Annotated in this window: 21 protein-coding genes; 16 read left to right on the top strand and 5 right to left on the bottom strand. The window is 69.6% G+C overall.

The features are described 5' to 3' along the window. Nucleotides 1-3 precede the first annotated feature (3 nt). The 5 genes from AC3QL2_RS09655 (at nt 4) to AC3QL2_RS09635 (ending at nt 5,354) form a co-directional block, all read left to right on the top strand. Nucleotides 4-1,650, top strand: coding sequence for an AMP-binding protein (locus tag AC3QL2_RS09655; RefSeq protein ID WP_493233316.1), 1,647 nt, complete (start codon nt 4-6; stop codon nt 1,648-1,650). Nucleotides 1,651-1,677: 27 nt separating this feature from the next. Next, nucleotides 1,678-2,640: a PDR/VanB family oxidoreductase gene (locus tag AC3QL2_RS09650; protein ID WP_493233315.1), complete on the top strand. Its 963-nt coding sequence runs from the start codon at nt 1,678-1,680 to the stop codon at nt 2,638-2,640. Between the two features lie 60 nt (nt 2,641-2,700). Beyond that, entirely contained in the window at nt 2,701-3,576 is an 876-nt protein-coding gene (locus tag AC3QL2_RS09645; protein WP_493233314.1) for a DMT family transporter, read from the top strand. 16 nt (nt 3,577-3,592) lie between these two features. After that, the gene (locus tag AC3QL2_RS09640) at nt 3,593-4,303 is read left to right on the top strand and encodes an SDR family NAD(P)-dependent oxidoreductase (RefSeq protein ID WP_493233313.1); all 711 of its coding nucleotides are present in this window, start codon (nt 3,593-3,595) and stop codon (nt 4,301-4,303) included. Nucleotides 4,304-4,367: 64 nt separating this feature from the next. Further along, on the top strand, nt 4,368-5,354 hold the full coding sequence (locus AC3QL2_RS09635; RefSeq protein WP_493233312.1) for a PAS domain-containing protein: 987 nt from the start codon (nt 4,368-4,370) through the stop codon (nt 5,352-5,354). Nucleotides 5,355-5,405: 51 nt separating this feature from the next. On the opposite strand, the gene AC3QL2_RS09630 is transcribed toward AC3QL2_RS09635, so the two are convergent. The 5 genes from AC3QL2_RS09630 to AC3QL2_RS09610 form a co-directional block, all read right to left on the bottom strand. Further along, nucleotides 5,406-6,185: an enoyl-CoA hydratase/isomerase family protein gene (locus AC3QL2_RS09630; protein WP_493233311.1), complete on the bottom strand. Its 780-nt coding sequence runs from the start codon at nt 6,183-6,185 to the stop codon at nt 5,406-5,408. A gap of 35 nt (nt 6,186-6,220) precedes the next feature. After that, entirely contained in the window at nt 6,221-7,003 is a 783-nt protein-coding gene (locus tag AC3QL2_RS09625) for an SDR family NAD(P)-dependent oxidoreductase (protein ID WP_493233310.1), read from the bottom strand. Between the two features lie 98 nt (nt 7,004-7,101). Further along, nucleotides 7,102-7,806 carry a histidine phosphatase family protein gene (locus AC3QL2_RS09620; RefSeq protein ID WP_493233309.1) on the bottom strand — a complete coding sequence of 235 codons (705 nt, stop codon included), beginning with the start codon at nt 7,804-7,806 and terminating at the stop codon, nt 7,102-7,104. A 115-nt stretch (nt 7,807-7,921) separates the two neighbouring features. After that, nucleotides 7,922-8,773: a 3-hydroxybutyryl-CoA dehydrogenase gene (locus tag AC3QL2_RS09615; RefSeq protein WP_481120073.1), complete on the bottom strand. Its 852-nt coding sequence runs from the start codon at nt 8,771-8,773 to the stop codon at nt 7,922-7,924. A 38-nt stretch (nt 8,774-8,811) separates the two neighbouring features. Next, entirely contained in the window at nt 8,812-9,996 is a 1,185-nt protein-coding gene (locus AC3QL2_RS09610) for an acetyl-CoA C-acyltransferase family protein (RefSeq protein WP_493233308.1), read from the bottom strand. Nucleotides 9,997-10,532: 536 nt separating this feature from the next. Here AC3QL2_RS09610 and AC3QL2_RS09605 point away from each other — a divergent pair. The 11 genes from AC3QL2_RS09605 to ruvA all read left to right on the top strand — a co-directional run bounded on the left by AC3QL2_RS09605 (nt 10,533) and on the right by ruvA (nt 19,073). Further along, on the top strand, nt 10,533-11,657 hold the full coding sequence (locus AC3QL2_RS09605; protein WP_493233307.1) for an NAD(P) transhydrogenase subunit alpha: 1,125 nt from the start codon (nt 10,533-10,535) through the stop codon (nt 11,655-11,657). A 14-nt stretch (nt 11,658-11,671) separates the two neighbouring features. Continuing rightward, a complete protein-coding gene (locus AC3QL2_RS09600) occupies nt 11,672-11,968 on the top strand; it encodes an NAD(P) transhydrogenase subunit alpha part 2 (RefSeq protein ID WP_079435238.1) in 297 nt (98 codons plus the stop codon). Continuing rightward, entirely contained in the window at nt 11,965-13,353 is a 1,389-nt protein-coding gene (locus AC3QL2_RS09595) for an NAD(P)(+) transhydrogenase (Re/Si-specific) subunit beta (protein WP_493233306.1), read from the top strand. Before AC3QL2_RS09600 ends, AC3QL2_RS09595 begins: the two co-directional genes overlap by 4 nt. A 33-nt stretch (nt 13,354-13,386) precedes the next feature. Beyond that, complete coding sequence (locus tag AC3QL2_RS09590) at nt 13,387-14,457, top strand: phosphotransferase family protein (RefSeq protein ID WP_493233305.1); 1,071 nt, start codon at nt 13,387-13,389, stop codon at nt 14,455-14,457. Continuing rightward, a complete protein-coding gene (locus tag AC3QL2_RS09585; RefSeq protein WP_493233304.1) occupies nt 14,450-14,824 on the top strand; it encodes a DUF6285 domain-containing protein in 375 nt (124 codons plus the stop codon). Before AC3QL2_RS09590 ends, AC3QL2_RS09585 begins: the two co-directional genes overlap by 8 nt. A gap of 14 nt (nt 14,825-14,838) precedes the next feature. Continuing rightward, the gene (locus AC3QL2_RS09580) at nt 14,839-16,011 is read left to right on the top strand and encodes an acyl-CoA dehydrogenase family protein (RefSeq protein WP_493233303.1); all 1,173 of its coding nucleotides are present in this window, start codon (nt 14,839-14,841) and stop codon (nt 16,009-16,011) included. A 116-nt stretch (nt 16,012-16,127) separates the two neighbouring features. Next, nucleotides 16,128-16,817 carry a prenyltransferase gene (locus AC3QL2_RS09575; protein ID WP_493233302.1) on the top strand — a complete coding sequence of 230 codons (690 nt, stop codon included), beginning with the start codon at nt 16,128-16,130 and terminating at the stop codon, nt 16,815-16,817. Beyond that, complete coding sequence (locus tag AC3QL2_RS09570; protein WP_493233301.1) at nt 16,814-17,500, top strand: HAD family hydrolase; 687 nt, start codon at nt 16,814-16,816, stop codon at nt 17,498-17,500. The genes AC3QL2_RS09575 and AC3QL2_RS09570 overlap by 4 nt, the downstream gene beginning before the upstream one ends. Further along, complete coding sequence (locus AC3QL2_RS09565; RefSeq protein WP_493233300.1) at nt 17,500-17,841, top strand: hypothetical protein; 342 nt, start codon at nt 17,500-17,502, stop codon at nt 17,839-17,841. Before AC3QL2_RS09570 ends, AC3QL2_RS09565 begins: the two co-directional genes overlap by 1 nt. Then, on the top strand, nt 17,838-18,449 hold the full coding sequence (locus AC3QL2_RS09560) for a glutathione S-transferase family protein (RefSeq protein ID WP_493233299.1): 612 nt from the start codon (nt 17,838-17,840) through the stop codon (nt 18,447-18,449). Before AC3QL2_RS09565 ends, AC3QL2_RS09560 begins: the two co-directional genes overlap by 4 nt. Before the next feature lie 33 nt (nt 18,450-18,482). Beyond that, nucleotides 18,483-19,073, top strand: a complete 591-nt coding sequence (gene ruvA, locus AC3QL2_RS09555) for a Holliday junction branch migration protein RuvA (RefSeq protein ID WP_493233298.1) — start codon at nt 18,483-18,485, stop codon at nt 19,071-19,073. The last annotated feature ends 51 nt before the right edge of the window (nt 19,074-19,124 follow it).

Genomic DNA, 19,124 nt, shown 5'->3' with positions numbered 1-19,124 from the left:
ACGATGCGCAAGGACGTGAGCGGCTGGCAGGTCCGCCTCGACGAGGCCCTGATCCAGCGTTACAGCGCCAGCGGCGACTGGCCCAACAAGACCCTGGCCGACTTCGCCTACGAATTGGCCGAGCGCGACCCGCAACGGGTCACCCACGTGTTCGGCGAGCAGCGTTGCACGGTCAGCGAACTGCTCGCCGAGGCCGAGGCCCTGGCCGCCGCGCTGCAGGCGCGCGGCCTGGTGGCCGGCGACGTGGTCAGCTTCCAGCTGCCCAACTGGCGCGAGGCTGTGGTCATCGACCTGGCGACGACGATGCTGGGCCTCGTCGTGGCGCCCATCGTGCCGATCTACCGGGATGCCGAGGTGGCCTTCATGCTCGCCGACGCGGGCGTCAAGGCGGCCTTCTTCCCGGTGGAGTACCGCGGCTTCGACTACGCGGCGATGATGGAGCGGCTGGCGCCCCAACTGCCCGGCCTGACGCACCGCTTCGCGGTGCGCGGCGACGGCCCGGACAGCTACGACGCGCTGGTCAGCGCCGGCCTGCCGCTGGGGCTGCGGCCGCAGGTGGATGCCAACGCGGTCAAGATGATCCTGTACACGTCCGGCACCACCGGCCGCCCGAAGGGCGTGCTGCATACCCACAACACCGGGCCGCTGCGCCTCAGGCGGGCCTTCGAGACTTGGTCGCGGGGCTCGGACGTGCCCGGCCTCGCCAACGTGCTGCTGATGGCCTCGCCGGTGACCCACGTGACCGGCCAGAGCGGCATGGAGCTGCCCTTCTGCAGCGACAGCCGGACCGTCTTCATGGAGCGCTGGAGCGCCGCCGAAGCCCTCGACCTGATCGATGCCGAGAAAGTCACCGCCAGCGTCGGCGCGACGCCCTTCCTGCACGAGCTGCTGACCGCCGCCGAGCAGGCCGGACGGCGCCTGCCCAGCCTGCAGGTGTTCGCCTGCGGCGGCGCCGAGGTGCCGCCGGCGCTGATCTGCAAGGCCTACGAGGTGCTCGGGCAGTGCCGCGCGTTCCGCGTGTATGGTTCCAGCGAGGTGCCGCTGACCACGCTGGGTTTCGCCGGTGCCGGCGAGATGGACATGGCTGCCACCACCGACGGGCAGATCGCCGACTACGAGGTGCGCGTGCTGGACGACGAGGGCCACCCGCTGTCCATCGGCCAGGAAGGCGAGATCTGCGTGCGTGGCCCGGCGATGTTCCTCGGTTACGGCGATCCGGAAGCCACTGCGGCGAGTTTCGATGCCGACGGCTTCTTCGCCACCGGCGACCTGGGCCGCCTGACGCCGGAAAGGGCGATCGTCATCACCGGCCGCAAGAAGGACCTGATCAACCGCGGCGGCGAGAAGGTCAGCGCCAAGGAGGTGGAGGACATCTTGCACCGCATGCCGGGCATCAAGGAGGCGGCGGTGGTGGCCATGCCCCATGCGCGGCTCGGCGAGACCCTGTGCGCCTACGTGATCCCGCAGGCCGGCAGCGAGAGCCTGGACCTCGACGCGGTGCTCGGCTTCGTGTCCGCCAGCGGCGTGGCCCGGCAGAAATACCCGGAGCGCCTGATGGTGGTGGACGATTTCCCGCGCACCGCCTCGGGCAAGATACGCAAGGACCGCCTGCGCGCCGACATCCGCGAGCGCCTGCAGGCCCAGGCCTGAACGACAGCAGACAGGAGAAAAAAGAAAATGGAGACAACCCAGCTTTCCGTGCGCATCGCCCGCAAGGCCGTCGAGGCCACCGACATCGTGTCGCTGGAGCTGGCCCCGCTCGACGGGGCGGCGCTGCCGCCCTTCAGCGCCGGCTCGCACATCGACGTGGAAGTGAAACCGGGCCTGGTGCGCCAGTATTCCCTGTGCAACGACCCCACCGAATCCCACCGCTACCTGATCGGCGTGCTGCGCGATCCGGCCTCCCGCGGCGGCTCGGTGGCCGTCCATGAGCTGCTGCAGGAAGGGCAGGTGCTGCGCATCAGCGCGCCGCGCAACCACTTCGCGCTGGTGCCGGCCAAGCGTTCCGTGCTGTTCGCCGGCGGTATCGGCGTGACGCCGATCCTGTGCATGGCTGAGCGCCTGGCCCAGAGCGGGGCGGATTTCGAGATGCACTACTGTGCCCGCTCCGCCGACCGGGCGGCCTTCGTCGAGCGCATCCGCCGCTCGCCCTTCGCCGCCAGGGTGCATTTCCACTACGACGACGGTGACGCCGCACAGAAGCTGGATCTCGGCGCGGTGCTGGAGGCCGCCGGCGCGGACGCCCACCTGTACGTGTGCGGGCCGTCGGGCTTCATCGACTTTGTCACCAAGGGCGCGGCGGCCCGCCAGTGGAGCGCCGAGCGCGTGCACTTCGAGTACTTCGCCGGCCAGAAGGTGGATACCTCGGCGGACGGCAGTTTCGAGGTCAAGCTGGCGAGCAGCGGCAAGTGCGTCAGCGTGCCGCCCACCAAGACCGTCGTCGCGGCGCTGCGCGAGGCCGGCGTGAATGTCGAGGTGTCCTGCGAGCAGGGCGTCTGCGGCACCTGTCTGACCCGCGTGCTGGAAGGCGAGGTGGACCACCGGGACAACTACCTCACCGACGAGGAGAAGGCCGCCAACGACCAGTTCCTGCCGTGCTGCTCGCGGGCCAGGGGCAAGCTGCTGGTGCTGGACCTGTAGGCGCTCCGCCCGCGGAGTTTGAATCAACGACTGCCGGCGAGCCTTTTCGCCCCGATGCCCATGTCCGTCCCTCTCGCCTACATCTCGGTGGTCATCCTGTGGTCCACCACGCCGCTGGCGATCAACTGGAGCCTACCCGGCGGCGGTTTCGCGTTTGCGCTGTTCGCCCGCATGGTGGTGGGGCTGGCCTGTGCGCTGGGGGTGCTGGCGGCGACCGGCGCGGGCTTTCCGCTGCGCCGTGGCGTGTGGCCGGCCTACCTGATCGGCGGCACCAGCCTGTTCGGCACGATGCTATGCGTCTACTGGGGCGCCCAGTTCGTTCATTCGGGGCTGATCTCGGTGCTGTTCGGCCTGTCGCCGCTGGTCACCAGCGTGCTGGCCGCCGTGTGGCTTGGCGAGCGGGCGCTGACGCCGCGCCGGGTGGCCGGCATGGCGTTGGCGGCGGCGGGCCTGGCGGTGGTCTTCGGCCACGGCACGGACCTTGGCGGAGCCCAGGCGCCGGCCGGGCTGGCGGCGATCCTGCTGGCGGTGCTGCTCAATGCCGCTGGCCTGGTGGGCGTCAAGCGCTTCGGCGCGGCGACGCCGCCGATGGCACTGACCGCCGGCGTGATGCTGGTGTCCCTGCCGCTGTTCGGCCTGGCCTGGCTGATGGACGGTGCCGCGTGGCCGGCCGAGCTGCCGCTGCGCAGCGTGCTGGCTATCGGCTACCTGGGCGTGTTCGGCTCGGTGCTGGGTTTTGCCCTTTACTACTATCTGATGAAACACCTGGAAGCTGCCGCGCTGGCGCTGACCCTGGTGATGACGCCGTTGTTCGCGCTGTTCCTCGGCCGCCTGTTCAACGGAGAGGCGCTGCCGGCCCAGGCCTGGGCCGGCGCCGCGGCGATCAGCCTGGGCCTGCTGCTGCACCAGCGCGGCGGCACGCCGTCTGCAACCTAGTTCGGGAGACCGTCTGATGAATAGCGATATGCGGCCGGTGGCCGTCGTGACCGGCGTCGGGCCGGGGACCGGGGCCGCCACGGTGCGGCGTTTCGTGGCTGGCGGCTACCGGGTGGCGATGCTGGCCCGCGACGCCGGGCGCCTCGCCGAGCTGGCGGCGGAACTGCCGGAAGCGCGGGCCTACCCCTGCGACGTCACCGACACGGCGGCGGTGGATGCGGTGTTGGCGCGTATCCGCGCCGAGCTGGGTACGCCGTCGGTGCTGGTGCACAACGCCGTGTCCGGCGCCCGCGGGCGCTTCATGGACATCGACCCGGCGGTGCTGGAGCGGGGCTTCCAGGTGAACGTGATGGCCTTGCTGCACCTGGCCCGCGCGCTGGCGCCGGACATGATCGCCGCCGGCCACGGCGCCATCGTCGTTACCGGCAACACCGCCGCACTGCGCGGCCGCGCACTGTTTGCCGGCCTGGCGCCGACCAAGGCCGCCCAGCGCATGCTGTGCGAGTCGATGGCCCGCGACCTGGGGCCGCAGGGCGTGCACGTGGCCTACGTGGTGATCGACGCGGTGATCGACGTGCCATGGACCCGCCGCGCTTTTGGCGAGCGCCCCGACAGCTTCTTCATGCAGCCCGCCGCCATCGCCGACGAGATCTGGCACCTGGCCCACCAGGCGCGCAGCGCATGGACCTTCCTGCACGAGCTGCGGCCCTTCGGCGAGACTTGGTGAGCCCGGGCCCGAAAAAACCATACCAACAAGGAACGCCACGTTCCACCCGGAGGAGAAGCGATAGATGTTCCTTTCCGCACGCAGGACTTTGAACAGGCTGGACCACGCGCTGGAGGCGGCGCAGCGGGACGGCATGAGCCACTGGCTGAATGGTGCCGACGCGGCGCTGCCGGAGGCCACGCAGCGCCGGCTGCAGACGCTGGCGGAAAAGATCCGCGCCGGCGAACGGGCGCTGGAAGTGCAGATCGCCGCGCTGACCGCCCGTGTCACCGAGCTGGAGCGCAGCGAGGCGCTGCTCGATGCGGAGCGCGACGAGTTGGCGCTGCAACTGGAAGTGACCCGGCGTGCCGCCGATGGCGAAGGCGCGAGCCGCGTCGAACTGGAAGAACGCCTGGCAGCGTTGGAGGATGAATTGGCCGATGCCCGCCTGGCCGGCACTGCGCTGACCGAGGGCACGTGGACGGTGCGCATCGTGGACGGCGATCCGGCCCATCCGGCCAACCGGGTGCGCTACTCGGACCAGATGCGGCGCCTGCTGGACTACACCGGCACGGCGGACTTTCCCGACGAGATGGACGCGTGGACCGCGGTGATCCACCCGGAAGACCTGGCCTGGGTCGGCGCGGCGCTGCACCGCCACTTGTGCGATCACACGGGCAGGACGCCCTTTGTCGCCGAATACCGCATCCGCAAGAAGGGCGGCGACTATGGCTGGTTCCGCGGCCGCGCGTGCACCGAGCGTGATGCCCAGGGGCGGCCGGTGCGCTGTGTAGGCTCCTTCCGCGACATTTCCGCCGAAAAGGCCGCCGAGGCGCTGCAGAAAGAGCAGCGCGAGCGCATGGCCCACAGCATGCGGCAGATCCTCGATGTGTCGGCGGTGATCGCCGACATCTCCAAGCGCACCAACCTGCTGGCCCTCAACGCCAGCATCGAGGCGGCCCGCGCCGGCGAGGCCGGACGCGGCTTCGCGGTGGTGGCGGAAGAGGTCGGCAAGCTGGCGATGCAGACCTCCAAGGCCACCGAGGAGATCGTGCGGATGGCCGAGGAGTAAGCCCGTCGTGCCCCGCGCGGCCGGTGGCCGGTGTGGGGGGCGGGCGGCAGCTCAGCGGCCGGTGTAGGTGGCCGGGCGCTTTTCGAGGAAGGCGTTGACCGCTTCCTTGAAGTCTTCCGTTGCCGCGCAGGTGGCGAAGCCCTGGCGTTCGGCATCCAGCTGGCCGGCGAAGTCCCGTTCGATGGAGCGGCGCATCAGCTGCTTGAGGGTGCCCTGGGCGATCGGCGCGCCGGTGGCCAGACGGCGGGCCAGCCTGTCGGTTTCCTCCGCCAGCTGGTCGGCCGCCACGACGCGGCTTACGAGGCCCAGGCGCTGGGCTTCGGCGGCGTCGATGGGGTCGGACAGCAGCGCGATCTCCAGTGCCTTGTGCAGGCCGACGGTGCGCGGCAGGCTCCACGAGGCGCCGAGGTCGCAGCAGGTGCCCAGATTGACGTAGGCGAAGTTGAAGCGGGTGGTGTCGGCGGCGACGACCAGGTCGCAGGCCAGCGCCATGCTCATGCCGGCGCCGGCCACCGGGCCCTGGATGCTGGCAATCACCGGCGCGCGCAGGCTGGCGATGATCTGCATGCTCTCGTTGAGCGGCGCGATCAGCGTGTTGGGCACCGCCGCCGGGTCGTCGCGAAACTGGGCGATGTCGCCGCCGGCCATGAAGGAGCGGCCTTCGCCGCTGAGGATCAGCACCCGCAGCGCCGGGTCGTCCTGCAGGCGGCGCAGCGCGGCCAGCAGGGCCTGGGCGGTGGCGGTGTCGATGGCGTTGAGGACCTTCGGGCGGTTGAAGTGCAGGCGGTGGATGCCGCCGTCGCGGCTTTCGATGATCGGGCTGTCGCTCATGCTGGGGTCTCCTGTTGTCGTTGTCGAAAGGCTTTTTACATCGGCAGTTGCGGGCCGGCGGTGACGGTGACGCCGCCGTCCACCACCAGGCCGTGGCCGGTGATGAAGTCGGCTTCGTCGCTGGCCAGCAGCAGCGCGGCGCGGGCGATGTCCTCGGGGCGGCCGAGGCGCTTGACGGCGGCGGCCTGTTCCCACTGGGCGCGGACTTCCGGCACCGCGAAGAGGCCGGCCGTCATGTTGGTCTCGATGGCGCCGGGCAGCAGGTAGTTGGCGGTGATGCCGAAGCGGCCGACTTCCTTGGCGATGGTCTTGGTCAGCCCGGCGACGGCGTGCTTGGAGGCCGCGTAGGCGCCGCAGCTGTGGTCGGTGAAGTGGGCGAGGATGGAGCCGGTGTTGATGATGCGTCCGCGGCCGGTGGTCTTTGCGCGTTCGATCAGCACCGGGATGGCGTGGCGGCAGGTGCGCATCACGGCGTGGACGTTCACCTCGAAGGCCCGCGCCCAGTCCTCGTCGGGCATCGCCGAAACCGGCGAGACCGGTACGACGCCGGCGTTGTTGAAGAGGATGTCGAGGCCACCGAATTTCTCCAGCGCCAGCGCGACCATCTGCTGCGGTGCGTCGGCGGCGGTGACGTCCACCGCCAGCGCGGCGATGCGCGGCTGGCCGGCGTAGACGTTGAGGATTGCCGATTCGGGCCGGTCCACGGCCACCACCGCGGCGCCTTCGGCGGCGAACAGTTCGACGGTGGCGCGGCCGATGCCGGAGGCGGCGCCGGTGATAATGGCCACGCGGCCGGCCAGGCGTTGGGATGTGTTCATGCTGTTGTCTCGCTCCTTTGTGGATGGGCTCAGCCTCGAAACAGGTCGGGCTGTTTTTCTGTGATCTTACCTGTGCGTCGTGATGCGCGCCTCGTCCGTCAGTGCGCGCGGAAGCGGCGATAGATCTTCTCCATCACCATCAGCGGGTCGTCGGCGCGCAGCGGGTCGTAGGGGGTGATGTTCACTGCGCGCAGCCAGGCGCGCCGCACGCGGCCGTCGGCCACGTCGAGCTCGATGATGTTGATGCACGCCGGGTCCTGCTCGATGGCGCGGATGGCGGGGAGGCCGGCGCCGGTGACGTGGGTCAGCAGCACGCGGTTGACGCCGTCGTGGGCGACGACGAGGGCGTTGGTCCAGTCGTCGCGGGCGATCAGTTCGTCCCAGGCGGCGTGTACGCGGCTTGCCAGATCCTGCCAGCGTTCGCCGCGGATGAAGGCGCCGTCGGGATCGGCGGCGCTCTCGTAGGCGTAGCCGATCTCCTGTTCCTGTTCGTCCGGTGGAATCTCGCGCAGGCGGCCGGCGCGGACTTCCTTCAGGCGCGGCTCCTCGGCCAGCGGCAGGGTGCGCTCGCCGAGCACGATGCGGGCGGTCTCGACGGTGCGCGTGAGGCCCGAGCAGACGGCCAGGTCGAAGGGAATGTCGGCCAGCAGCGTGGCGCTGGCGGCGGCCTGATCGCGGCCACGGGCGGTGAGCGGGACGGTGCGCGGGTCGAAGGGCGTGCCGTCGGCGCTGAAATAGCTGACTTCCGCGTGGCGCATCAGGTAGATGCGGCGGCGGCAGGCGGTGCCGGTTAGGGCGGGCATGGGCAGGCTCCGGTGTGCCGGCAGGGCGTGGCCCACCGGCAGTCGGCCCGCCGGGGCCGGACATGTGGCTACCGGCACCGGCGGGTAAGGGCGCCCGCAGGCGCCCCCGGGACTATCAGTCGTACTTGTAGAAGCCCTGACCGCTCTTGCGGCCCAGGTAGCCGGCATCCACCATTTCCTTCAGCAGCGGGGCCGGGCGGTACTTGGGATCGTTGAAGCCGTCGTAGAAGACTTCCATCACCGCCAGCATGGTGTCCAGGCCGATCAGGTCGGCGAGGGCCAGCGGGCCGATCGGCTGGTTGCAGCCGAGCTTCATGCCGGCATCGATGTCCTCGGCGGTGGCGAGGCCTTCCTGCAGCGCGAAGATCGCTTCGTTGATCATCGGGCACAGGATGCGGTTCACCACGAAGCCCGGGCTGTTCTTGGCGGTGATCGGGGTCTTGCCGATGGCGGTGGCGAAGCCTTGCGCGGCGGCCAGTGTCGCGTCGGAGGTCTGCAGGCCGCGGATCAGTTCGACCAGGGCCATCATCGGCACCGGGTTGAAGAAGTGCATGCCGATGAAGCGCTCCGGCGACGACACGGTGGCGGCCAGCTTGGTGATGGAGATCGACGAGGTGTTGGTGGCGATCAGCGTGGTGGCCGGCACGATGCTGTCGATTTCCTTGAGGATGCGCAGCTTGAGACCTTCGTTCTCGGTGGCGGCCTCGATGACCAGCTCGGTGGCGGCCAGGTCGGCGTAGGCGGTGGTGCCGCGGATGCGGGCCAGTGCGGCGTCCTTGTCGGCGGCGCTGATCTTTTCCTTCTTGACCATGCGGTCGAGGCTGCCGGCGACGGTCTTGACGCCGCGCTCGACGGCTTCGGTGGAGATGTCCACCATCACCACGTTGATGCCGGCCAGTGCACAGACCTGGGCAATGCCGTTGCCCATGGTGCCGGCGCCGATCACGCCGATGTTTTGAATTGCCATGCTGTTGCTCCTGTTTGCGTAGTTTTTTAAAGACTTTTTTAAACGCGTTCGAAGATGGCGGCGATGCCCTGTCCGCCACCGATGCACATGGTCACCAGGGCATAACGGCCCCCCGTGCGGTGGAGCTCGTAGATGGCCTTGGTGGTGATGATGGCCCCGGTCGCTCCCACCGGATGGCCCAGGGAGATCCCCGAGCCATTGGGATTGACGCGGGCCGGATCGAGGCCCAGTTCCCGTGTCACGGCGCAGGCCTGGGCTGCAAAAGCCTCGTTGGACTCGATGACGTCCAGATCTGCGACGGACAGCCCGGTGCGCTGCAGCACCAGGCGGGTGGCGGGAACGGGGCCGATGCCCATGTACAGCGGTTCGACGCCGGCGTGAGCATACCCGACAAGACGGGCCAGCGGCTTGAGACCGAGCGCTGCCGCGCGTTTCGCCTCGGCCAGCACCACCGCCGCGCCACCGTCGTTGAGGCCGGAGGCATTGCCCGGCGTGACGCTGCCATCCTTCTGGAAGACCGCCTTCATCTTGGCCAGCGCTTCCGGGGTGACGTCGGGGCGTACGTGTTCGTCGGTGTCGAAGATGACGGCGCCCTGGCGGGTCTTCACCTCCACCGCGGCGATCTGCTCGCGGAAGCGCCCCTCGGCGATGGCGCGGGCGGCACGCTGCTGGCTTTCCAGCGCCAGCGCGTCCTGCATCTCGCGGTTGATGCCGTAGCGGGCGGCGACGTTCTCGGCGGTGATGCCCATGTGCACCTTCTCCCACGGGTCGTGGAGAATGCCGTTCATGTAGTCGAGGACCGGCGCGTCGCCCATGCGGGCGCCCCAGCGCAGGGTCGGGATGATGTAGGGGCCGCGGCTCATGGATTCGGCGCCGCCACCGATCGCGATGTCGGTGTCGCCGAGCAGGATGGCCTGGGCTGCCGACACGATGGCCTGCAGGCCGGAGCCGCACAGGCGGTTGACGTTGAAGGCCGGGGTTTCCTGCGGGATGCCCGCATCGATCGCGGCGACGCGGCTCAGGTAGGCGTCGCGGGGCTCGGTGGGCACCACGTTGCCCATCACCACGTGGCCAACCTCGCGGGGATCGACGCCGGAGCGGGCTAGCGCGGCACTGATCGCGGTGGTGCCGAGCCGGCAGAGGGGAATGTCCTTGAGGCTGCCGCCGTAGGTGCCGATGGCGGTGCGGGCGGCACCGACGACGAGGATTTCACGCTGGGTCATGGTCTGCTTTTCCGTATGCGGGTTGGTCTTCGCCGGTGGAAGCCGGCGGGGCGGATCGATGGTATCAAACAAACAATCTAGATGGTTTGTTATTTGTGTTGCTCCGGGTGATTGCCTGGCTGGGCGCCCCACAACCCGGGTGTCTTTCCCCCAGCTGAAGTCATGAGGCAGTAAACCGTAGGGGCGAATTCATTCGCCCTCAGCCGGCTCGACGAAGTCCGCGGGCGAATGAATTCGCCCCACAGAGGGAAGGGAAGGGAAGGGAAGGGGAGTGTCGATGCTGCCGACCCGCAGAAATTTCATCGAGGGACTTGGCAGCCGGCTTTTTTGTTCGTAATATAAAAAAACGAACACGACGGTTTGTTTTGTTGTGTGTCGGAAGGTGTGTCTCCCTGCTGGTAAGCGCGACCCTCTCCCTAGCGCTTGCAGGCATTTTGCCAGGTTGTCCGCGCAATGCGGGCAACCTGGACTTTCTTCCAGAAGAAAGGGGACAGACCGGAACGAGCGGGAGCGTGTTCACACAAGAGAACCGGCAGATGCCTCTGACCATCGGATTTGCAGCAGAAACCCTGCCCGGCGAACGGCGCTTGCCCGTGGTGCCGGACGTGGCCAAAAAATACCAGGACCTCGGCGCCCGCCTCCTCATGCAGAAGGGCGCCGGCCGCCCGGCCCACTACCGCGACGACAGCTTCGCCGACGTGACCTTCGTCGCCAGTGCCGCCGAGACGTATGCCGGTGCCGACATCCTGTGCTGCGTGCAACCGCCGTCCGCCGAACTGATTGCCACCCTCAAGCCGGGCTGCGTGCTGGTCGGCCTGCTGCAGCCCTGGGGCGATGCGGCGCGGGCGCGCCTGCTGGCGGAGCGGCAAATTACCGCCTTCGCGCTGGAGCTGCTGCCGCGCATCAGCCGCGCCCAGAGCATGGACGTGCTGTCCAGCCAGGCCGCGGTGAGCGGCTACGAATGCGCGCTGATCGCCGCCGACCATTCGCCGCGCTTTTTCCCGATGCTGACCTATGCTGCCGGCACCATCCGCCCGGCCCGCGTGCTGGTCATCGGCGCCGGCGTGGCCGGCCTGCAGGCCATCGCCACCGCCCGCCGCATCGGCGCGATGGTCGAGGCCTACGACGTGCGCCCGGAAACCCGCGAGCAGATCGAATCCCTCGGCGCCAAGTTCGTCGACACCGGCGTGTCGGCGGCCGGCAGCGGCGGTTACGCCCGCGAGCTGACCGCCGAGGAAAAGGCCAAGCAGGCCGAGCGCCTGGCCAAGGCGGTGGCCCAGTGCGACGCGCTGATCACCACTGCGGCGATTCCCGGCAGGAAGGCGCCGGTGATCATCACCGCCGACATGGTGGCGCGCATGAAGGCCGGCGCGGTGGTGGTCGACATGGCCGCCGAGACCGGCGGCAACGTGGAAGGCACGGTGGCCGGCGAGAAGACCTGGGTCGGCGAGGTGCTGATCGTCGGCCCGACCCACATCGCCAGCCGCATGCCGGCCCACGCTTCGGAAATGCTGGCCAAGAACTACTTCAACTTCATCAGCCCCTTCGTCAAGGACGGCGCCGTGGCGCTGGACTGGGACGACGAAGTGATCGCCGGCGCCTGTCTCACCCACGCCGGCGCAGTGCGCCACGCCGGCGTCCGCCAGGCCCTCGGCCTCTGAACCAGGAGAACGCAATGGAAGGTCTGGTCTATCTGTACATCTTCATGCTGGCCGGCTTCACCGGCTACGAAGTGATTTCCCGCGTGCCGGTGATCCTGCACACGCCGCTGATGTCCGGTTCCAACTTCGTCCACGGTGTGGTGCTGGTGGGCGGCATGGTGGCCCTCGGCAGCGCCGATCCGGCCGAGCCGCTGCAACTGGCGATCGGCTTCGCCGCGGTGCTGCTCGGTGCCGCCAACGCGGCCGGCGGCTACGTGGTCACCGAACGCATGCTGGCCATGTTCAAAGGCAAGAAGGAGGGCGCCCAATGAGCGCACAGTTTCCCGTTCTCGGTTTCATCCAGGCCGCCTATTTCGCGGTGGCGGTGGTCTTCATCCTCGGCCTGAAGGCGATGAGCTCGCCGGTCACCGCCCGCCGCGGCGTGGTGTGGGCCGGCTACGCGATGATCGCCGCCACGCTGGTCACCTTCGCGTGGCCGGGCATGCAGAACTTCGGCTTGATGGCGCTGGCCATCGCGTTGGGCACGGTGGTCGCCTGGATCTCCGGCAAGAAGGTGGCGATGACCGACATGCCGCAGATGGTGGCCATCTACAACGGCATGGGCGGCGGCGCGGCGGCGGCCATCGCGGCGCTGGAGTTCGCCCGCGGCGAAGTGCATGGCGGCGTGGCGACCACGCTGGCGGTGTGCGGCGCGCTGATCGGCTCGGTGGCCTTTTCCGGCTCCTGCGTAGCCTTCGCCAAGCTGCAGGGCATCATGAAGAAGGCCTGGCGCCTGCCGGCCCAGAACGCCGCCAATGTGCTGCTGGCGCTGGCTGCGGTGGCCCTCGGCTACCTGATCGTCGCCGCCGACACACCGGCGCCGCAGCACGTGCTGGGCTTCTTCGCGCTGGCCCTGGCCCTCGGCGTGGTGCTGACGGTGCCGATCGGCGGCGCCGACATGCCGGTGGTGATCTCCCTGCTCAACGCCTTCACCGGCCTGGCGGTGGGCATGGAAGGCTACGTGCTCGGCAACCCGGCGCTGATCGTCGCCGGCATCGTGGTTGGCGCCTCCGGCACGCTGCTGACCCAGCTGATGGCCAAGGCCATGAACCGGCCGATCTCCAACGTGATCTTCACGCCGATCTCCGGCGCGGCGTCCGGCGGCGAGGCCGTCGAGGGCGAGCAGAAGGAGGTCGGCGCGATGGATGCCGCCGCGGTGATGCGCTACGCCTCCAAGGTCATCATCGTGCCCGGCTACGGCATGGCGGTGGCCGGCGCCCAGCACAAGGTGTGGGAGATGACCGAGTTGCTGGAGGAAGCCGGTGTGGACGTCAGCTTCGCGATCCACCCGGTGGCGGGCCGCATGCCGGGCCACATGAACGTGCTGCTGGCCGAGGCGGGCGTGCCCTACGACAAGATCTTCGACCTGGAGGAGATCAACGGCGACTTCCCGCAGGCCGACGTGGCCCTGGTGATCGGCGCCAACGACGTGGTGAACCCGTCGGCGCGTACCGACAAGTCGAGCCCGATCTACGGCATGCCGATCCTCAACGCCGACCTCGCGCAGAACGTCATCGTCGTCAAGCGGGGCAAGGGTACCGGCTACTCGGGCATCGAGAACGCGCTGTTCTACAAGGACAACACCCGTCTGCTGTACGGCTCGGCCCAGCAGGCCATCGGCGAAGTGATCCAGCACGTCAAGGCGCTGTCGGTGTAGGCGCCACACCCATAACAAAGGAGAGGACAGACAGTGGACGCGAAAACGGAAACGACCGGGCAACCCGACATTGCCGGCTTTGCCGCCGCCTTCCTGCTGCAGGAAAGCGGCGCGGCGGCGGTGGAGGTGCTCGGCTGCAAGCGCCTCGGCGGCGGGGCGATCCAGGAAAACCTGCTGCTCGACGTGATGATCCGCGGCGGCGCGTGGGACGGGCGGCACGAACTGGTGCTGCGCACCGACTCGCCGTCGAGCCTGGCGGTGAGCCTCGGCCGCGCCGAGGAGTTCGCCGTGCTGAAGGTGGCCTTCGCCGCCGGAGTGACGGTGCCCGAGCCCCTGTGGCTGTACCGGGACGGCGGCGTGCCCGGCGGGCTGGGCAAAGACTTTTACCTGATGCGCAAGGCTGAAGGCTCCGCCGCCGCCCGCCCGCTGGTGCGCGGCGAGCTGACGGCTGACGAGCGCGATGCGCTGCTGGCCGAGCTGGGTGCCGAACTGGCGCGCCTGCATGCGGTGCGTCCGCCGGTCGCCGGGCTGGACTTCCTGCCGTTGCCGGACGGCGCGCCGGCCCTGGCGCGGGTAGCGGAATACCGGCGCCGCATCGACGCCATCGGCCGGCCCCAGCCGACCCTCGAATGGGCGCTGCGCTGGCTGGAGCTGAACGCCCCGGCGCGCACCGAGGTCACGCTGACCCACGGCGACTTCCGCACCGGCAACTACATGGTTGCCGACGGCCACCTGTCGGCGGTGCTCGACTGGGAGTTCGCCGGCTGGAGCGATCCGCTGGAGGACATCGGCTGGCTGTGTGCGCGCTGCTGGCGCTTCGGTGCGTGGGAGCACGAAGTCGGCGGCATCGGCGGCGCCGCCGCGCTGGCCCGCGGCTACGCGGCTGTGGCCGGCCAGCCCTTCGACCTCGATCTGCTGCCCTACTGGAAGGTGATGGGCACGATGCGCTGGGCGGTGATCGCGCTGCTGCAGGCCGAACGCCACCTGTCCGGCGAGCAGCCCTCGCTGGAGCTGGCGCTGACCGGCCGCATGCTGCCGGAGATCGAGCTCGACCTGATCCAGGAAATCCAGTCCATCGAAGAGGAGCGTGCCCGCCATGCGTAACCTGCCCGACGCCGCCGACTTGCTGAAGACCGCCCGCGACGGCCTGCTCAACGAGCTGTTGCCCCACCTGCCCAAGGAACACCACTACACCGCGCTGATGGCCGCCAACGCGCTGGCCATCGCGCTGCGCGAGATCCAGGCCGATGCTGGCCAGCGCCGCGCCGAGTCGGCCCTGCGCCACGGGCTGTACGCCGGAGCGGCGGACGACGAAGGCGTCGACACGCTCGCCGCCCGCCTGGCCGGCGACCTGCGCACGGGCCGCCTCGACGCGCGCCTGGCGGAAGTCGGCAGCCTGCTGCTGGCCGACATCAGCGCCCGGCTGCGCGTCTCGAATCCCAAATACCTCAAGCAGGCTGGCCTCGCCTGACCCGGAGACACTCCATGAACTTCGACATCCCGGCCGAACTCAAGGCCCTGCAGGACAAGACCCGGCGTTTCATCGCCGAGGAGATCATCCCCTACGAGAAGGACCCCCGCGTCACCGCCCACGGCCCCAGTGAGGATCTGCGCAAGGAGCTGGTCGCCAAGGCCAAGGCCGCCGGCCTGCTGACGCCCCATGCGTCCGTCGAGTTGGGCGGATTGGGGCTGGACCACTTCGCGAAGGCCATCGTCTTCGAGGAGGCCGGTTATTCGACCCTTGGCCCGACCGCGCTGAACATCGCCGCGCCGGACGAGGGCAACATCCACCTGATGGAGGTCGTCGCCACGCCAGCCCAGAAGGACCGCTGGCTGAAGCCCCAGGTGGAAGGGAAGATCCGCTCCTGCTTCTGCATGACCGAGCCCGACCCGGGGGCCGGCGCCGACCCGTCGATGCTGCAGACCACCGCGGTGAAGGATGGCGACCATTACGTGATCAACGGCCGCAAGTGGTTCATCACCGGCGCGACCGGCGCCAGCTACGCAATCATCATGGCCAGGATGGAGGACGGCAGCGCGACGATGTTCCTGTCAGACATGGACCGGCCGGGCATCACCGTCGAGCGCAGCATGGACGCGCTGGACGCCTGCTTCACCGGCGGCCACGGCGTGGTGCGCTTCGACAACCTGCGCGTGCCGGCCGCCGATGTGCTCGGCGAGATCGGCCAGGGCTTCCGCTACGCCCAGGTGCGCCTGGCGCCGGCGCGCCTGACCCACTGCATGCGCTGGCTCGGCCAGGCCCGCCGCGCCCACGACGTGGCCACCGCCTACGCACGCAAGCGCCAGGCCTTCGGCAAGGCGCTCGGCGAGCACGAGGGCGTTGGTTTCATGCTCGCCGACAACGAGATGGACCTGCACAGCGCGCGCCTGGCCATCTGGCACTGCGCGTGGGTGCTCGACCAGGGTGGCAAGGGCAAGAACGAGTCGAGCATGGCCAAGGTGATCTGCTCAGAAGCCGAATGGCGGGTCGTCGACCGTTGCGTGCAGATCCTCGGCGGCCAGGGCGTCACCGCCGAGACCATCGTCGCGCGGATCTGGTCGGACATGCGCGCCTTCCGCATCTACGACGGCCCGTCGGAAGTGCATCGCTGGAGCCTGGCGCGGCACATCCTGAAGGAGCCGAAGACGGCCCGTTAGGCCGCCGCGCTTGAGTCCGGCCCCGTCGTCCGGCGGCCGGGCCGCCGGCGGCACGCGCTTGACCGCCGGCCCGGCGCGCCGCAGCATTGCACGGTGTCTCACCGCCGTCCGTGCCGATGCCGCCCCCTGTCCATCCTGCCGAAGCCGCGCCGTCCCTGCGCACCCGCCCGATGCCGGCGATCCGCCCGACCCTGCTCGGCCTGAGCCTGTGCGCCTGCCTGATCGGGCTGGCCGTGGCCCAGGGCAGCGGTGTCGTCATCGACGGCCTGACGGCCGGGCTGACGATCCTCTGTGCGCTCGCCGTCCATGCCGGCTTCTTCCGGGCCTGCGCCGCGCCGCCGCTGGCGGCGGGCTGGCTGATGATGGTGGTCGGCAGCGACTTCGTGCAGCGCGGCGAGTTCTCGCGCCTGCCGCTGATCGCCGGCCTGTCCTACGCGCTACTGACGGCGGCCAGCCTGTTCATCAACGAGTTCCCCGACCGGCGCGGCGACGAGGCGGCCGGCAAGCGCACGCTGGTGGTCCGCCTCGGGCCGCACACTGCCAAGTGGGCCTACCTGGGCCTGGTGCTGCTGGCCTATGGCTGGCTGGTCCTGATGGCCGGGCAGAACCTGCTGCCGCGGGGCGCCGCCGCCGCGGCGTTGACGCTGATCTTCTCCTTTCGTGCCGCCCGCTACCTGCTGGCCCATGCCGGCGAGCCGGCCGAGCTGGCGCCGGCCCTCAAGCTGACCATCGTCGCCGCCAACCTGCACGGCCTGGTCCTCGCTGCGGCACTGGCGTTCGGACGTTGGCCGGGAGCCCTGTCATGAGTTTCGAGCTGCCCTTCGCTGCCGCGGACATTCACGGCATCATCTTCGACATGGACGGCCTGCTGCTCGACAGCGAGCGCGTGGCCCTCGCCACCGTCGCCGCGGCGGCGGCCGAGCTGGGGCTGGAATGGCGCGCCGAAGTGGGGCTGGCGATGGTCGGCCTCAACTCGCAGGACGGCCCCAAGGTGATCCGCCACCACCTGGGCGAGGACTACCCGGTAGCCGATCTCTACGACGCCTTCGGGCGCATCTACGAAGCCGCCATCGCCGCCGGAAGTATTCCGCTGAAGGGTGGCGTGGTGGAGCTGTTCGACGTGCTCGACGGCCTGTCCCTCGGCCGTGTGGTGGCCACCTCGACGCGGCGTTCCCGCGCCGAGCCCAAGCTGGCGGCGGTGGGCCTGCTGCCGCGGGTGCACGGCATGGTGTGCGGCGACGAGGTGAGCCGCGGCAAGCCGGCGCCGGACATCTTCCTGGCGGCGGCCGAACGCCTCGGCGTGCCGGTGGCGAACTGCCTGGTGCTGGAAGACTCCAACGCAGGCGTGCGCGGCGCGCTGGCGGCCGGCACGCGGGTGGTGATGGTGCCCGACCTGCTGCAGCCCGCCGCCGACGTGCGGGCGGCCGGTGTGCCGGTGGCGGCCAGCCTCCACGACATCGCCGGTTTCCTGCTGACGAGGATCGCCTGATGCGTCGAATACTCTGGCTGGCGGCCTGCCTGGTGGCCGCGCCGGTGCTGGCGGAGGAGGCCGCTTCGGGGGGCTTCTGCCTGTTCCCGCTGCCGTCCGACAGCGGCGTGCAGCGCTGGATCAACCTGGGCATCGTGCAGTACGTGGACGTCCGTTCCGACGAGGTCCGGATCTATTTCGGCGGCGGCAACCTGGGCAGCGGCCACGAGGCGCGCCTTCCGGCAAAGGGCCGCGACGAAGCCGACGCGCTCCTCGCCCGCCTGCGCCGCACGGCGGCCGCCTGTGCCAGGCCCAATTCAGCCACCCCGGCCAACTCGCCCACCTTGGGAGGAACTCCGTGAAACTCATCGGCATGCTGGATTCACCCTTCGTACGACGCAGCTTCATCACCGCCCGGATGCTCGGGACTCCCTTCGAGCACCAATCCCTGTCGGTCTTCCGCAATTTCGACGAATTCCACGCCATCAACCCGCTGGTCAAGGCCCCGACGTTGGTCTTCGACGATGGCGAGGTGATGGTGGACAGCACCCACATCATCGCCTGGCTGGAGCGCATCGCCCCGCCCGGCAAGAGCCTCATGCCGTCCGACGCGGCCGGCCTGCGGCGCTGCCTGCAGCTCACCAGCCTGGGCCTGGCGGCGGCCGAAAAGAGCGTGCACCGGGTCTATGAGATGAAGGTGCGCCCGAAGGACTACCGCGATCCGGACTGGCTACGCCGTGTCGAAGGGCAGATCCGCGACACCTACGCGGTGCTCGAACAGCACGTCGGTACCGACGACTGGCTGTGCGGCGCGCGGCCGACCCAGGCCGACATCACCGTGGCGGTGGCCTGGCGTTTCACGCATTATTCGGCCCCCGGCCTGGTCGCCGACAGCGACTACCCGGCCCTTGCCGCTCTGGCCGCCAACGCCGAGGCCCTGCCGGCCTTCATGGCGGCGGACTATAGCTAACCCCTCAGTGACCCCCTTTCCCCGCGAGATTCGATGATCGGACGCATCACCGGCCGCCTGGCCGAAAAGAACCCTCCGCAGATCCTGGTCGACGTGAATGGCGTCGGCTACGAACTGGAAGTCCCGATGAGCACCTTCTACGGCCTGCCCGCCACCGGCCAGGCCGTGAGCCTGTCCACCCACATGGCGGTGCGCGAGGACGGACATTTCCTGTACGGCTTCGCCACCGAGGACGAGCGGGCAGCCTTCCGCCAGCTACTCAAGGTGGCCGGCATCGGCGCGCGCACCGCGCTGGCGGTGCTGTCCGGTCTGTCGGTGGCCGACCTGGCCCAGGCCGTGGCGCTGCAGGAGAGCGGCCGCCTGGTGAAGATCCCGGGCATCGGCAAGAAGACCGCCGAGCGCCTGCTGCTGGAGCTGCGCGACAAGCTCGCCAAGGCCCTGCCGGCGGTGGCCGGCAGTATCGCCGCCAGCCTGCCCGGCGACGACCGGGCCGACATCGTTAATGCGCTGCTGGCGCTCGGCTACAACGAGAAGGAAGCCCTCGGCGCGGTCAAGAACCTGCCGGAAGGCGTCGGTGTCTCGGACGGCATTCGCCAGGCGCTGAAGGGCCTGTCGAAGGCCTGACGCGGCGGCGGTTGGCGTGGGGACGGCGGCCCGCCGGGCGGCGGGGGCGTC

The sequence above is a fragment of the Zoogloea sp. GW822-FHT05C07 genome, assembly GCF_058800215.1.
Note: the sequence above shows the minus strand (reverse complement) of the source record. Positions and strands in the feature narration are given on the sequence as shown.